This is a genomic window from Caloramator mitchellensis (assembly GCF_001440545.1).
Taxonomy (GTDB): domain Bacteria; phylum Bacillota; class Clostridia; order Clostridiales; family Caloramatoraceae; genus Caloramator; species Caloramator mitchellensis.
Genome location: NZ_LKHP01000004.1, coordinates 111,343 through 124,460 on the forward strand (window position 1 = coordinate 111,343; position 13,118 = coordinate 124,460).

14 protein-coding genes are annotated in these 13,118 nt (G+C 35.6%); 2 read left to right on the top strand and 12 right to left on the bottom strand.

The genetic code is table 11. From position 1 onward, the window contains the following. Window positions 1-39: 39 nt before the first annotated feature. From glmS to ABG79_RS04745, 3 genes are all read right to left on the bottom strand, one after another. Window positions 40-1,869 carry a glutamine--fructose-6-phosphate transaminase (isomerizing) gene (gene glmS / locus ABG79_RS04735; protein ID WP_057977678.1) on the bottom strand — a complete coding sequence of 610 codons (1,830 nt, stop codon included), beginning with the start codon at window positions 1,867-1,869 and terminating at the stop codon, window positions 40-42. Between the two features lie 486 nt (window positions 1,870-2,355). Then, window positions 2,356-3,702, bottom strand: a complete 1,347-nt coding sequence (glmM, locus tag ABG79_RS04740) for a phosphoglucosamine mutase (protein ID WP_057977680.1) — start codon at window positions 3,700-3,702, stop codon at window positions 2,356-2,358. 98 nt (window positions 3,703-3,800) lie between these two features. Further along, the gene (locus ABG79_RS04745) at window positions 3,801-4,250 is read right to left on the bottom strand and encodes a DUF134 domain-containing protein (RefSeq protein ID WP_057977682.1); all 450 of its coding nucleotides are present in this window, start codon (window positions 4,248-4,250) and stop codon (window positions 3,801-3,803) included. Window positions 4,251-4,468: 218 nt separating this feature from the next. Here ABG79_RS04745 and ABG79_RS04750 point away from each other — a divergent pair, with 218 nt between their 5' ends. Both ABG79_RS04750 and ABG79_RS04755 read left to right on the top strand, forming a co-directional pair. After that, entirely contained in the window at window positions 4,469-4,792 is a 324-nt protein-coding gene (locus ABG79_RS04750) for a hypothetical protein (protein WP_057977684.1), read from the top strand. Window positions 4,793-4,824: 32 nt separating this feature from the next. After that, window positions 4,825-5,010 carry a hypothetical protein gene (locus ABG79_RS04755; RefSeq protein WP_057977686.1) on the top strand — a complete coding sequence of 62 codons (186 nt, stop codon included), beginning with the start codon at window positions 4,825-4,827 and terminating at the stop codon, window positions 5,008-5,010. A 32-nt stretch (window positions 5,011-5,042) separates the two neighbouring features. Here ABG79_RS04755 and ABG79_RS04760 read toward each other — a convergent pair whose 3' ends face one another. The 9 genes from ABG79_RS04760 to ABG79_RS04800 form a co-directional block, all read right to left on the bottom strand. Continuing rightward, window positions 5,043-5,573: a 2-oxoacid:acceptor oxidoreductase family protein gene (locus tag ABG79_RS04760; RefSeq protein WP_057977688.1), complete on the bottom strand. Its 531-nt coding sequence runs from the start codon at window positions 5,571-5,573 to the stop codon at window positions 5,043-5,045. Continuing rightward, window positions 5,573-6,325, bottom strand: coding sequence for a thiamine pyrophosphate-dependent enzyme (locus tag ABG79_RS04765; protein WP_057977690.1), 753 nt, complete (start codon window positions 6,323-6,325; stop codon window positions 5,573-5,575). The genes ABG79_RS04760 and ABG79_RS04765 overlap by 1 nt, the downstream gene beginning before the upstream one ends. Next, a complete protein-coding gene (locus tag ABG79_RS04770; RefSeq protein ID WP_057977692.1) occupies window positions 6,325-7,398 on the bottom strand; it encodes a 3-methyl-2-oxobutanoate dehydrogenase subunit VorB in 1,074 nt (357 codons plus the stop codon). The genes ABG79_RS04765 and ABG79_RS04770 overlap by 1 nt, the downstream gene beginning before the upstream one ends. A gap of 19 nt (window positions 7,399-7,417) precedes the next feature. Then, the gene (locus tag ABG79_RS04775; protein ID WP_057977694.1) at window positions 7,418-7,627 is read right to left on the bottom strand and encodes a 4Fe-4S binding protein; all 210 of its coding nucleotides are present in this window, start codon (window positions 7,625-7,627) and stop codon (window positions 7,418-7,420) included. Between the two features lie 35 nt (window positions 7,628-7,662). Then, the gene (locus ABG79_RS04780) at window positions 7,663-8,337 is read right to left on the bottom strand and encodes a nucleotide-binding protein (RefSeq protein ID WP_057977696.1); all 675 of its coding nucleotides are present in this window, start codon (window positions 8,335-8,337) and stop codon (window positions 7,663-7,665) included. Between the two features lie 8 nt (window positions 8,338-8,345). Then, window positions 8,346-9,413, bottom strand: coding sequence for a butyrate kinase (gene buk, locus ABG79_RS04785; RefSeq protein WP_057977698.1), 1,068 nt, complete (start codon window positions 9,411-9,413; stop codon window positions 8,346-8,348). A 12-nt stretch (window positions 9,414-9,425) separates the two neighbouring features. Continuing rightward, window positions 9,426-10,334: a phosphate butyryltransferase gene (ptb, locus tag ABG79_RS04790; RefSeq protein ID WP_057977700.1), complete on the bottom strand. Its 909-nt coding sequence runs from the start codon at window positions 10,332-10,334 to the stop codon at window positions 9,426-9,428. After that, window positions 10,331-11,413, bottom strand: coding sequence for a butyrate kinase (gene buk / locus ABG79_RS04795; RefSeq protein ID WP_057977703.1), 1,083 nt, complete (start codon window positions 11,411-11,413; stop codon window positions 10,331-10,333). The genes ptb and buk (ABG79_RS04795) overlap by 4 nt, the downstream gene beginning before the upstream one ends. Before the next feature lie 100 nt (window positions 11,414-11,513). After that, on the bottom strand, window positions 11,514-13,118 hold the full coding sequence (locus ABG79_RS04800; protein WP_057977705.1) for an NAD(P)/FAD-dependent oxidoreductase: 1,605 nt from the start codon (window positions 13,116-13,118) through the stop codon (window positions 11,514-11,516).

Sequence of the window (13,118 nt, forward strand, 5' to 3'; positions counted from 1 at the left end):
CTTAATTCAATTATATTCTACAACAAAATTACTAATAAATTACTCAACTGTTACTGACTTTGCAAGGTTTCTTGGCTTATCTACATCGCAGCCTCTCTCAACTGCTGTATAGTATGCAAGAAGTTGAAGTGGAATTACGCTTAACACTGGTGCTAAAATTGGCAGTGTTTTTGGAAGATATACAGCAACATCTGAAACCTTTGCAATATCGTCGTTTCCTTCAAATGCAAATGCGATAACATGTGCACCTCTTGAAACAACTTCCTTAATATTGCTTATTGTCTTTTCAAACAGTTCATCCTGAGTTGCAAGTGCTATAACTGGAATTCCCTTTTCAATTAAAGCTATTGTTCCGTGTTTTAATTCTCCTGCTGCATATGCTTCAGCATGAACATAAGAAATTTCCTTTATCTTTAGCGCTCCTTCAAGAGCAACAGCAAAGTCAAGACCTCTTCCAAGATAGAACATATCTTTGTTTGTATGGTGTGCATAGGCAAACTTTTGGATTGTTTCCTTTTGTTCAAGAATTGCCTGTGCCTTTTCTGGAAGCTTAAGCATTTCATCTCTAATTTCTCTGTATTGTTCTAATGTTACATTTCCATTCAATCTACCAAAATGAAGTGCTATCATATACATTGCAACTAATTGAGTTGTATATGCTTTTGTTGAAGCAACTGCAATTTCTGGGCCAGCCCATGTGTATAATACATCAGATGCTTCTCTTGCAACTGAGCTTCCAACAACATTTGTTATAGCAATAACTCTTGCTCCATTTTCTTTTCCAAGTCTTAGAGCAGCAAGAGTGTCTGCAGTTTCACCTGATTGGCTTAAAACAATCATCAATGTGTTGCTATCTATAATTGGATTTCTGTATCTGAACTCTGATGCAAAATCAACTTCAACTGGGATTCTTGCTAACTTCTCAATTACATACTTTCCAACAACTCCAGCATGGTAAGCTGTTCCGCATGCTATAACGTAAATTCTATTTATTTTTTCTAAATCTTCCTTAGTTATCTTGATTTTATCAAGAATTATATCATCGTTGTCAGCCATAATTCTTGAAGTCATTGTATCCTTGAGAGCCTTTGGCTGTTCATAAATCTCTTTTATCATGAAGTGTTCATATCCACCCTTTTCAGCAGATTGAGCATCCCAAGTTACGTGGAAAACTTCTTTGTTTACCTTCATACCTTCAGTAGTATATATTTCAACATTGTCCTTTGTTAAAACAGCTATTTCCTTGTTATCAAGCAGATAAACATCCCTTGTATATGGCAATACTGCAGGAATATCTGATGCTATGAAGTTTTCTCCATTACCCTTACCAACTATAAGTGGGCTGTCCTTTCTAACAGCAATTATCTTGCCAGGTTCATTGCTGCAAACTATACCAAGGGCATATGAACCATCAAGCTTTGACACAGCCTGCATAACTGCCTTTAAAAGGTCTCCATCATAGTAGTAGTCCAAAAGATGAGGTAAAACTTCTGTATCAGTTTCAGTCTTAAATTCATATCCTATCGATGTCAACCATTCTTTCAACTTAATGTAGTTTTCAATTATACCGTTATGAACAACGCTTATTGTAAAGTCTTTGTTTGAATGGGGATGTGAGTTGACATCCGATGGCTCTCCGTGGGTTGCCCATCTTGTATGGCCAATTCCAATTGAACCTTCTAATGGATTGCTCTTTAATCTTTCTTCAAGGAAGGCAAGTCTTCCTTTGCACTTTTCTACGCTTATTTTTCCTTCGTTAAGTATAGCAACACCGGCTGAATCGTATCCTCTATATTCAAGCTTTGATAAACCTTCTATAAGAATTGGAACCGCTTTTTTTGGTCCTATATATCCAACTATTCCGCACATAATAGGTCTCCTTTCGAAATTACAAATTAATAAAATTCTACTGAACTCGATTTAAAATTTTCACAAGTTATCATCTGATTTTTAAAGCAACTATTCATAAATAAACTTTTCAACCTGCTTCCCTTTTGTCCCAAGGATTGCTCCATGGTTTTGTGGGTTAGCTAACGGTGGTCAGCCGCAGGGCATCCGCCGAAAATTCGATCAACCCTGTCCTCGTCAGCTTATAATTGACAAACAACTCAAGAAGTCAAGAAATCAAGTGAATGTCACCTATAAGCCCCGGCGCTTTTACTAGTAGCAGTAAACTGTTATCGCCTCCTCCCATATAAGATAATATAAGAACTTGCTCCTATTTTGGGGTGTTTTATGAAAATTTGCCAGAAGAAAAGGAGCAAGTTACTAACTTTAATGCCATTATGAGTTAATTATATAATAATTATATGCAGTATAAAATATACCTGTTAAAAAATTAATAAAATATTAAAATTATCTGCTTCTTTCTTCTATTAGTGTTGCCAAATCTTTGGCCATTTTTTCAATAATATTTATATTTTCTCCCTCAATCATGACTCTTACTAGTGGCTCTGTTCCTGATGGTCTTATCAGCACCCTACCTCTGCCTGAAAGCTTTTCTTCCGCTTTATTTATTTCAGAAATTATTACTTCATCCTTTAAATATGCATCCTTCTTATCATTAGAAACTTTTGCATTAATTAGAACTTGTGGTAGTTCCTTCATGATTGATGCTAACTCCGACATCTTCTTTTTACTCTTTTTGAGTATTGCAGTAAGCTGTAGTGCAGTAAGTATTCCATCTCCAGTAGTATTGTAATCAAGAAAAATAATATGACCAGATTGTTCTCCGCCTATTTTATAGCCGTTTTTAATCATCTCCTCGAGAACATATCTGTCGCCAACTTTTGTTTTAACTGTATTTATTTCTTCCTTTTGGCATGCAATATCGAGTCCTAAATTGCTCATTACTGTTACTACAAGGGTATTAAAATCAAGTTTCCCTCTTTCCTTCATATCCTTAGCACAAATAGTCATTATAAAATCGCCATTGACTATATTTCCCTTTTCATCTACAGCAAGACACCTGTCAGCATCCCCATCAAATGCTAATCCTAAATCGCATTTGTTTTTAACTGTAAACTCCCTAAGCTCTTCCATATGTGTGGAACCGCATTTTTTGTTTATATTTTTCCCGTTAGGGTTGTTATGAATTACATACACCTCTGCCCCAAGTTCTTCAAATATTTTAGGTGCAGCAAAGTATGATGCTCCTTCAGCACAGTCAAGTGCGACCTTTAATCCTTTAAAATCAACATCAATAGTTGTTTTTAAGAACTTTATATAATCTTCAATAGCTTCATTTTTAAATTCTCTAATACCCAAATCTTCCCCTATAGGTGCTGGGATACCTTCAAGATTATTATTTATATACTCTTCTATCTTATCTTCAATTTCATCTGGCAATTTATATCCGTCCTTATTGAAGAATTTAATTCCATTATATTCAACAGGATTATGAGATGCTGATATTACAACTCCGGCATCCGCATTATATAATCTTGTAAGATACGCAACTGCAGGGGTTGGCACTACTCCAACGCAAATTGCATGTGCACCGACAGACATTATTCCAGCTACAAGAGCTGATTCAAGCATATCACCTGATATTCTTGTATCTCTTCCTACTACTATAGTTGGTTTATGTGCGCCTTCAGTTAATACAAATGCACCTGCTCGTCCAAGTTTATAAGCAAGTTCTGCAGTAAGTTCAGTATTAGCAATTCCTCTTACTCCATCAGTTCCAAACATTCTCCCCATATTTTAGCTCTCCTTCTAAACATTTCGAATTCAAAAGTTTTTCACTGTAATATTAACACATTAGATAATCTAACTCAAGTAGTTAATATTGGCATATTTTAACATCTTCCTCTTCCACAACCTTTACAAATCCCATTCTCACTTTTGTGAATACACGAAAACTCATGCGAACCGCATTTTGGGCATTTTTCATTAGAAACTAAATTTCCAGTAGCAGCCTCCCAAACTTCTCCACACTTTAAGCATTTAGCTGTGCATTTATTTATTATAAAATTACCACCTTCAATTTTCAAAACTTTTGCATTAACGATGCTATCAGCTATTTTTCTTTTTGCTTCTGTATAAATTCTTTGAAAAGTTGAGCGGGCTACCAACATTTTATCTGCACATTCATTTTGGTCTAAGCCTTCTAGGTCCATAAGTCTTAAGCTTTCTAATTCTTCATAGGTCATTACTATAACTTCTTCACACCCTGAACCATCTAATGGTCCGTATATTTTTATATTTGGAACATAATATATTTTTCTATGTTTCTTAGGTCTTGCCATAATTCTTCCTCCAGTTTTCAATATTTAATATTATTTTAAGAGCCTTTACTATTTATTTTATCATAAAATTAAAGATGTGAAACAACCTATTGTTTTGCAAGTCCATAGAATCTGAAGTGTTAAGCTTTAGTTTATTAAAAAGAATTCTGAAAGAATTTGTAACCTTTTGTCGTTTTTATGCATAAATAATTATTAGAGATAAAAAGGTGGTGAAAGTTATGTCCCCAGATAAAAGAGACCTCCAGAATGATTTTGAAAAAAGTATGATTTATTCTAATCAAACATCTCCTTTAAATTTTTATTTCTATGATATTAATGGAAACTGCAATAACATTGATATTGAAAATTGTAAATTTGATGTTGAAATGAAGGAAATTTCTCAAGAAAACATTCCTGATGAGAAAATTGCAAAGATAGTTCAATTAATCACAGATTTCTCTAACGAAAGACTTGGATATGGTGAAAAATTAATTATACCAATCTATATCGTTAATATCTATAACATCCTAACTAACGGAAATTACAATAAAACAGAAGTTTAGAATCTTTACATAGGAGAAAAGGAGGTGAGTATATGGGATTCCCAGATATAAGAACTGAAGATATCGTTGCTTATCTTGCTAAATGGTTAAAAATACAAGAGGAAGCTAAAAAGAATGTTTGGATTAACGGATGTAACAACTGCGTAAAAATGGCTAGTGAACAAGGCCCAGGAGACCAGGAGATAGGAAATATCGAAGGAAACGGAAGACCACTATAATAACTTAAAAGGGAGAGGTATTCCCTCTCCTTCTATTTTGCAAATTCTGCTCCTCTTTCAAGAGCCTTTTTATTTAATTCATAGAATTGTTCCTTACCATGTTCCTTAAGAGCTTTTAAAAGTGCTTCCATAGGAACTATTTTTGTCTTTTCAACCAATGCACCAAGTAAAACCATGTTAGCTATCTTTTTTGATCCAACTTCCTCCGCAACCTTTTGAGCAGGAATTTTAATAACTTCTATATCATCTCTTTCTGGTTCTCTGTTAACAAGGTCGCTGTCAATTATCAATAATCCACCCTTTACTATATGACTTTCAAATTTATCTAGGGAAGGTCTGTTCATGACTACAACTGTAGTTGCATCTGTAACAATCGGAGCTCCAATAGGACTATCACTCACAATTACTGAACAATTTGCAGTTCCTCCACGCATTTCTGGTCCGTAACTTGGTAACCATGAAACATTTAGATTTTCCTCTAGCCCAGCATAAGCAAGGAACTTACCCATTGAAAGAATACCCTGACCACCAAAACCTGCAAAAATTATTTCTTGATGCGCCATTATTTCACCTCCCCAGCTGTTATATCCTTCTTAACTCCAAGTGGATAGAAAGGCATCATGTTGTCTCTTAGCCACTTTATCGATTCATTTGGTGATAATCCCCAATTAGTTGGACAAATTGAAAGAACTTCTACCATTGTAAATCCTTTACCTTGCATTTGAAGTTCAAAAGCCTTCTTTATAGCTTTCTTTGCCTTTATAATATTTGGAACGCTGTCAACAGATACTCTCTCTACATATACAGCTCCGTCTAATGTAGAAATCATTTCAGAAACCCTTATTGGATGACCTTGTGTATTTATATCCCTTCCATATGGTGAAGTTTCTGTTACTTGTCCTGGTAAAGTAGTAGGTGCCATCTGTCCACCGGTCATACCATAAATTGCGTTATTAACGAAAATTGTAGTTATCTTTTCTCCTCTTGCAGCAGCATGAACTATTTCCGCTGTTCCAATTGCTGCAAGGTCACCGTCTCCTTGGTAAGTAAATACTATGCTGTCTGGAACTGCTCTTTTAATACCTGTTGCTACTGCTGGCGCTCTTCCATGCGCAGCTTCATACATATCACATGCAAAATAATCATAAGCAAGAACCGAACATCCAACTGGTGCAACACCTGCTGTTCTATCTATTATTCCTAGTTCATCTATAACTTCAGCAACAAGCCTATGGATTACGCCGTGTGTACAACCAGGGCAGTAATGGGTTGGAACATCTAACAATGCCTTTGGTCTTTCAAATACGATAGCCATTACTTTGCACCTCCTACTATTTCTCTAATCTTATTAGCAACTTCAGCTGGAGTTGGAACCATTCCACCACTTCTTCCATAGAAGTAAACTGGTTTCTTTCCATTTACAGCAAGTTTAACGTCTTCTACCATCTGGCCTTCGCTCATTTCAACTGAAATAAAGCCATATTTTGATTTTTCTGCAGCATCCTCAATAGCTTTGCTTGGGAATGGCCATAAAGTTATAGGTCTTATTAAACCAATATTGATGCCTTCTTTTTCAAGCATTTTAATTGCATTTTTTACAATTCTAGAAGTTGTCCCATAAGCGACTACTGTTAAATCAACTTCTTTGTCAAGGTTATATTCCTCATATTTTACTTCATTCTTTTCGATTTCAGCATATTTTGCTTGTAATCTTCTATTATGTTGTTCTAATTCCTCTGGCTTTAAGAAGAGTGAATTTATTACGTTATGTTTTTGTCTTCCCCTTAATCCATTTGCAGCCCAAGTCTTTTCTGGAAGATTTCTTGTTGTATTTCTATCTTTAAATTCAACAGGTTCCATCATCTGTCCAAGCATTCCATCTCCCATAACCATTACAGGAACTCTATACTGGTCTGCTACATCAAATGCTTCTTGAACCGTGTCTACCAATTCTTGGATTGAGGCAGGGGCATAAACAACTAATCTGTAGTCTCCATGTCCGCCACCTTTTGTCGCTTGGAAATAATCCGATTGTGCTGGTTGAATTCCACCAAGTCCAGGGCCTCCTCTAACAATGTTTATAATAACACATGGAAGTTCAGCACCAGCAATATATGATATACCCTCAGCCTTTAAGCTTATTCCAGGGCTTGATGAGGATGTCATTACTCTAACACCTGCACCTGCTGCACCATAAACCATATTTATTGCTGCAACTTCGCTTTCAGCTTGAAGGAATACTCTTCCTATTTTAGGCATTCTTCTTGCCATGTAAGCCGCAACTTCAGTCTGTGGAGTTATTGGGTATCCGAAGAAACATTGACATCCTGCATGAATAGCAGCTTCGCCTATGGCTTCGTTACCTTTCATTAATACCTTATTAGCCATTTGGTTTACCTCCCTTAAGTTATTTTTCAACTTTAATTACTACATCAGGGCATATTCTTGCACATGAAGCACAAGCAATACATTTAACCATCTTTTCTTCTGTTACTGTAGCTGGATGATATCCCTTAGTATTTAATTTTTCAGCAAATGAAATAATTTTTACCGGGCAAACTTCAATGCAAAGTCCACATCCTTTGCACCTATCTTCCCTGAATGTAACTTTACCCATATATAGGCCTCCTTTAAATAATTTATTTATGAAAATTATTCTAAGTCTCTTCTCCATGGTGGCAGCATGAAAATTTTAAGCGGAAAGACTTCAGCATCTATATCGTTAGGAAGTTTTGAAATTAAATCCTCCCTAACAGATACGAATGCTATCGGAATCCCTGTCTTTTCTGACACCTCTTTTGTTGTTTTATATCCTTCGGCAATCATATCCACATCAGTTTCATAGGATAAATTGGTATTGCTGATTAAATATTTTACCTTTAACCTTGAAGCTCTTTGTATCTCATCAATGTATTGAATTATGCTGTCTACATCGCTTGTCAAAGGTCTTGTAGTATTAATAACAAAATACATATCATAATCTTCTTCTCTAAAATATCTGTTATATTGCCCTAAGGCAACAGCTCCCTGGTCATCTCCACCGACATCTAAAACAACTTCATAACTCTTATCATTAAATACTGCTAATGTATTTAGTGGAACTGTTCCTAATTCAGCATTCGAAAATTCCTTGGGTGTTGCAATTAGTTTAATGCCCTTTTCTTCCAGAAATTTCTCCTGGTCCCTTGAGCAGAAATATGGATTAACTATATCCAAATCAGCAATTGCTACCTTTTTCCCTTCTTCATTAAGCTTTAGTGCATAATTTAAAGCTATTTCTGTTTTACCGCTTCCAAAATGTCCGGTAAAAACCCTAATTCTAGACATAAAATCACCTACTTATATTCTTTTGCAGCTTCTTCCCCATTTAAAACCCTTAGTGCACCTTCTGCAAGAGCAAGCATTTCATCTTCTCCAGGATAAACAACAACCTCTGAAATAAAACTTACTCTTTCCTTTATCCACTCCACAAAGTCCTTACCATAAGCAAGGCCTCCAGTTAATATAATGGCATCCACCTCACCTTTAAGAACAGTTGCACACATACCTATTTCCTTCGCAACCTGATAAGCCATAGCTTTATATACAAGCTCGGCCTCCTTGTTGCCTTCCTTCATCATTCTGTCCAAATCCCTTGCGTCATTAGTTCCAAAGTAAGCCATCACTCCACCTTTGCCGGTAATCTTTTTCTTGATTTCTTCTAGAGTATACTTGCCTGAATAGCACATTTTTACTAAATCTCCAACTGGCAGGCTGCCTGTTCTTTCAGGTGAGAATGGACCTTCTCCATCAAGCGCATTATTAACGTCAACAACTCTGCCCTTTCTATGCGCACCAACTGATATTCCACCGCCTAAATGAGCAACAACTAAGTTTATATCTTCGTATTTGACTCCCTTTTCTTTTGCAAATCTTTTTGCAACAGCCTTTTGGTTGAGTGCATGGAAGATACTTTTTCTTGTTATTTCAGGCATTCCCGAAAATCTTGCTATTTCGTCCATTTCATCTACAACCACAGGGTCTACAATAAATGATGGTGCATTTATCGATTTTGCAATTTCATATGCGATTACTCCACCTAAATTAGAAGCATGCTGTCCTTGAACTCCTACCTTCAAGTCTTCAAGCATCGTTTCATTTACTGCATATGTTCCACCTTCAATGGATTTCAATAACCCTCCGCGTCCAACTACTGCGTTAAGAGATTCAACAGGAACATCCTTTTCCTTAAGTGCATTTAATATAACACTCTTTCTGAATTCATATTGTTCAAATATAGTTTTATAAGGTGCTAATTCCTCGGATGAATGTCTTAATGTATCAACAAAAACTGGATTTAAATCATCAAAAACAGCTATCTTTGTTGAAGTTGAACCAGGGTTTATAACCAGCATTCTAAACATAATTTTGCCTCCTTATTTTGTTTGTTCAGCAACTAAACTTGCAAGTGCAATGGAATATAATTTGCTTTCATTGCTATCAGCTCTTGAAGTTAGAATTACTGGAGCTGCAGCACCTGATAGAATACCCCCGTTTTTAGCGTTTGAAGTATATGTTAGTGTCTTATACATAACATTTCCTGTTTCTATATTTGGAACTAAAATTATATCTGCATGACCAGCAACTGGACTCTTTATTCCCTTATGCTTTGCAGCCTCTTCTGATAGGGCATTATCAATAGCGAGCGGGCCATCAACAATACAACCCTTTATTTGCCCTCTATCATTCATTTTTGAAAGAACTGCCGCATCAATAGTAGGCTGCATATCCGGATTAACCACTTCAACAGCTGCAACCACTGCAACCTTTGGCATTTCAAATCCTATAGCCTTTGCAACGCTAACTGCATTTTCAAGTATTTGTTTTTTTGTCATCAAATCCGGAGCTATATTCATAGCTGCATCAGTAACTAAAAGCATTTTATTTAATGCAGGGATTTCAAAGACAGCAACATGAGATAATACTTTGCCAGTTCTTAATCCCTTCTCCTTATCAAGAACTGCTCTTAGGAATGTTGCAGTATCTACAAGCCCCTTCATGAGCATATGAGCTTTTTTACTTGAAACGAGTTCAACAGCTTTTATGGAAGCTTTTGTATTATCCTTTTCATCTATTATTTCAAACATATCCTCAGGAATATCTAGTATTTTTTCACATTCCAATATCTTTTCTCTATCACCTATTAAAACTGCGTCAGCAATTCCCATCTTCTTAGCCTCGAAAACAGCCTCCAACACTGGTTCATCCTGAGCAACAGCGACTGCAATTTTTTTGGTTGAAAAACTTCTTACCCTTTCTAAAACTTCGTCAAAATTCTTGATCATATTCTCACCTCATCCTCATAAATCTTTGCCTTTTCTTCTCCGTTTACAACCCTTAAGGCCCCTTCAGCAAGGGCAAGCATTTCATCTTCCCCAGCAACTATTTCAACTTCAGATATAAATTTAACCCTATCAATTATCATTTCATTTAGCATATTTGAATATGCCAATCCACCGGTAAGTATAATTCTATCCACATTGCCACAAAGAACTGCAGCACATGCTCCTATTTCCTTTGCAATTTGGTATGCCATAGCTTCAAATATCAATTTAGCATATTCATCGCCCTGTTCTATTCTCTTAACTACTTCTCTTGCATCATTTGTTCCAAGATATCCAACTATGCCTCCTTGTCCAACCATCTTCTTTTTCAATTCTTTGTATGTATATTTCCCTGAAAAAGCTATTTTTACAAGGTCACCTACAGGAAGTCCTCCACAACGTTCAGGTGAAAATGGTCCGCCTTCATTTGCATTATTTACATCGATAATCTTTCCATTTTTAAGTGGAGCTACAGAAATTCCACCACCTAAATGTGCTACGATAAAATTCACTTCGTTTAAATTTTTATTTATTTTTTTGGCAATTCTTCTGGAAACTGCTTTAATATTCAATGCATGGACAAGAGACCTTCTTGGAATCTCTGGAAGACCTGAAATTCTTGCAATATCTTCAAATTCGTCGACTGCTACAGGGTCAACTATGAATGCACTTATACCCTGTGAATCAGCAATAGATTTGGCAATAATACCCCCAAGATTTGATGCGTGTTCACCCTGATAACCAATTTTTAAATCATCAATCATTTTATCTGTTACAAGATATGTTCCACTTGGCATAGGTCTTAAAAGACCGCCACGTCCCACGATTGCAATGAATTGTGATAATTCAAAGCCTTCTTCTTTAATCCAATTTAAAATTGTTTCTTTTCTGAATTCATATTGGTCAGCAATCTTTTCAAATTTTGATAACTCTTCTGTCGAATGCGATAAGTTTTTTTGTCTAATATTATCGCTTCCCCTAAAAATTGCAACCTTTGTGGATGTTGAACCTGGATTGATGGCTAAAATTAATTCTCTCATAAATATCCCCACCTCTTTTTAAATACATCCAATTATATTTTAATTTATAATGCACCATCTTTGCAACAAAAATTTAATCAATTATGCAAAATAATAAAATTTATCTTTCATAGGGCTTGTATTTTTGCATTATTTTTTCCGCAACTTTAATTCCATCAACAGCGGCTGAAATAATTCCACCAGCATACCCTGCACCTTCTCCAGCAGGATAAAGTCCAGTAACATTAGAACTTTCAAGGTCTTCATTTCTTTCAATTCTTATCGGAGATGAAGTTCTTGTTTCAACTCCAGTTAAAATTGCATCAAATCTTGCAAAGTTAGTTATCTTTTTATCAAAGTCATATAATGCTTCCTTGATTGAATCTACAACAAATGAAGGAAGACATTCCCTTAAATTTACAAACTCATATCCAATTGGATAACTTGGATTTACCTCGCCTAATTTTGTTGTCCTTTTATCCTTAAACAAATCCCCAACAAGCTGGATTGGAGCATTATAATTACCACCAGCAACTTTAAATGCAAGTTGTTCATATTTTCTTTGAAACTCTACTCCAGCAAGAGGATGTTCAGAACCAAAATCTGAAGTGTTTATTCCAACAACTATCGCACTGTTAGCATTTTCTTTATCCCTTGCAAACTCGCTCATGCCATTTGTTACAACCGAATTTTCTTCAGATGCAGCTGCTACAACCACTCCACCCGGGCACATGCAGAAGGAATAAACAGGTCTTCCCATTTTTGTTGTATATGTGAGCCTATAATCTGCAGCCTTGAGCCTTGGATGCCCCGCAAACTTTCCATATTGATTTACATCTATCATCCATTGTGGGTGCTCAATTCTAACTCCTATTGCAAATGGTTTTTGGGAAATTAAAATCCCCTTGTTAAACATCATCTCATATGTATCCCTTGCGCTATGTCCAATTGCTAAAACCACAGTCTCTACTGGTATTTCAGTAGAATCATTTATGACAATTGACTTTATTTTTCCATCCTTTATATTTATATCAGTAAGTTTAGAATTGAAATGAACTTCTCCTCCAAGTTCAATAATCTTGTTTCTTATATTTTTTACTACAATCTTCAAAATATCTGTCCCTATATGAGGTTTAGAAACAAATTTTATTTCCTCCGGTGCACCACAGTTTACAAACTCATCTAACACAAAGTCGCATCTTTTGTCTTTTATTCTTGTCGTAAGCTTTCCATCAGAATATGTCCCTGCTCCACCTTCTCCGAACTGTATATTAGACTCTGTGTTAAGATTTCTTTCTTCCCAGAACTTTTTTACATGTAAATCCCTATCCTCAACCTTTGCTCCTCTTTCAAATATTATTGGTTTATAACCATTCTTAGCAAGAACAAGCCCAGCAAATAATCCTGCTGGACCAGTTCCAATAATAACAGGTCTATAGTTTAGTTTTTCTTTACCATACTCTATTGTTAAACTTTCCTGTATATCTTCCAATACAACATCTTTGTTTTTTGCCTTTATTACTACTTGCAAGTCGTTATCGGTCTCAAACTCCACCTGATAGACAAAGTCAATTTTGCCTTTTCTTCTTGCGTCTACTGATTCCTTAATAATCTTGAAATTTTTTATTTCACCTGTTTTAATTTTAGCTATATTTGCTGCTTTGTTTTTTAATATGTCTATATTTTCGTCAATAGAAAGTCGTATATTGTTAACTTTAACTGGCAT

Excerpts from the sequence above, each read along its gene's own strand:
- buk (WP_057977698.1), bottom strand. The coding sequence starts at position 9,413 with ATGTTTAGAATGCTGGTTATAAACCCTGGTTCAACTTCAACAAAGATA.
- ptb (WP_057977700.1), bottom strand. The coding sequence starts at position 10,334 with ATGATCAAGAATTTTGACGAAGTTTTAGAAAGGGTAAGAAGTTTTTCA.
- ABG79_RS04765 (WP_057977690.1), bottom strand. The coding sequence starts at position 6,325 with ATGGCTATCGTATTTGAAAGACCAAAGGCATTGTTAGATGTTCCAACC.
- glmM (WP_057977680.1), bottom strand. The coding sequence starts at position 3,702 with ATGGGGAGAATGTTTGGAACTGATGGAGTAAGAGGAATTGCTAATACT.
- ABG79_RS04770 (WP_057977692.1), bottom strand. The coding sequence starts at position 7,398 with ATGGCTAATAAGGTATTAATGAAAGGTAACGAAGCCATAGGCGAAGCT.
- ABG79_RS04780 (WP_057977696.1), bottom strand. The coding sequence starts at position 8,337 with ATGTCTAGAATTAGGGTTTTTACCGGACATTTTGGAAGCGGTAAAACA.
- buk (WP_057977703.1), bottom strand. The coding sequence starts at position 11,413 with ATGAGAGAATTAATTTTAGCCATCAATCCAGGTTCAACATCCACAAAG.
- ABG79_RS04775 (WP_057977694.1), bottom strand. The coding sequence starts at position 7,627 with ATGGGTAAAGTTACATTCAGGGAAGATAGGTGCAAAGGATGTGGACTT.
- glmS (WP_057977678.1), bottom strand. The coding sequence starts at position 1,869 with ATGTGCGGAATAGTTGGATATATAGGACCAAAAAAAGCGGTTCCAATT.
- ABG79_RS04745 (WP_057977682.1), bottom strand. The coding sequence starts at position 4,250 with ATGGCAAGACCTAAGAAACATAGAAAAATATATTATGTTCCAAATATA.
- ABG79_RS04800 (WP_057977705.1), bottom strand. The coding sequence starts at position 13,118 with ATGCCAGTTAAAGTTAACAATATACGACTTTCTATTGACGAAAATATA.
- ABG79_RS04755 (WP_057977686.1), top strand. The coding sequence starts at position 4,825 with ATGGGATTCCCAGATATAAGAACTGAAGATATCGTTGCTTATCTTGCT.
- ABG79_RS04760 (WP_057977688.1), bottom strand. The coding sequence starts at position 5,573 with ATGGCGCATCAAGAAATAATTTTTGCAGGTTTTGGTGGTCAGGGTATT.
- ABG79_RS04750 (WP_057977684.1), top strand. The coding sequence starts at position 4,469 with ATGTCCCCAGATAAAAGAGACCTCCAGAATGATTTTGAAAAAAGTATG.